Here is a 1,127-nt window from a genome sequence, read left to right as displayed (position 1 = left end):
CGACGGCGGTGACGATCATCCTGCCTTCGCCGTACTCGAAGACCCGTTCGCCGATCGTCGAGCGCTTGACGCCCTGCAGGATGAAGGCGCAGGCCGGGTCGTAGAAGCCCTGCCCGGCATTGTTGGAGGGGCGCCTCACCGTCCACTGGAACCCCGGCACGCACCCCGCGTGCTCACCCGGGCCGTCCGCCTTCGCCATGAGCATCTTCAGGAGCCTCACGCGCATCCCATCGATGCGCTCAAGCGCCTCTGCGGAAGCGTGATCGGGCAACTGGATGATGGGAATGTCGTTCATCATTTTCTCCGGGATAACCACCGGTTGCGTAGGCAATCCGGCGTTTGGTCGTCTGAAGGGAATTTTAAAACGACGATGCCCGAAAGCGCGTCAAAACACACTTTCGGGCAATCCCTGAAAGCACGATCCGTCAAGAGAGAGGCGCTTTCGTGCAAGGCGCGGGCGAAGCCTCGCCCACGCGCCGGGCAAGCCTCAATCCTTCGGAAGCACGACGCCGGGGTCCGGGTCGCCGAGACGCTCAACGGCGTCGAACACCATCGCCCAGAAGCGCTCCTGATCGAGCTTCACAGCGGCGTGGGTATGGCACCCTTCAGGGGCCGGACGGCGGAAGTCCGCCACGGTCATCCCGCGCGTCAACGTCCCCGTCATCTCGATCGAAATCGGCACCGGCACGGTTTCGACGACCGTCGGATCGATCACGTACGCGACCGCGCAGGGGTCGTGCACCGGGGGCGCGGTGAAGCCGCTCCTCTTCTTGTAGTTGATCGCGAAGGCTTCCAAGACGTCCGAGAAGAGCCTTCCGGGGAACGTGTCGATCCCGCGGGCGCGCCCGCGCACCGCTTCGTCGGCGCGCGCCTGATAAGTGAGGTCCAGCCCCACCATGACGACCTTCCAGGATTCCGAAAACACGATGTGGGCGGCCTCCGGGTCGTTTTCGATGTTGAATTCGGCAAAGGGCCGCACGTTCCCGATGTGGTAGCCCCCGCCCATCAGGACCACTTCCTTCACGCGGGAGACGATGCGGGGCTCCATCCTGGCGGCGAGCGCGATGTTGGTGAGCGGGCCGGTGGGGACCAACGTCACCGTGCCTTCGGGCTCGCGCATCACGATG

At 64.7% G+C, this 1,127-nt stretch carries 2 protein-coding genes; both read right to left on the bottom strand.

Features of this window, described 5'->3' with window-relative positions:
- Positions 1 to 295, bottom strand: a 295-nt coding sequence (locus HMPREF9440_RS11000; protein ID WP_172634288.1) for an AraC family transcriptional regulator N-terminal domain-containing protein, incomplete at its 3' end; no start/stop codon positions are given.
- 192 nt (positions 296 to 487) lie between these two features.
- A partial coding sequence (locus HMPREF9440_RS05505) for a nucleoside hydrolase (protein ID WP_008542279.1) occupies positions 488 to 1,127 on the bottom strand: 640 nt, incomplete at its 5' end.

This window comes from Sutterella parvirubra YIT 11816 (assembly GCF_000250875.1).
Taxonomy (GTDB): domain Bacteria; phylum Pseudomonadota; class Gammaproteobacteria; order Burkholderiales; family Burkholderiaceae_F; genus Sutterella; species Sutterella parvirubra.
This window is presented reverse-complemented; position numbering and strand designations above follow the sequence as displayed.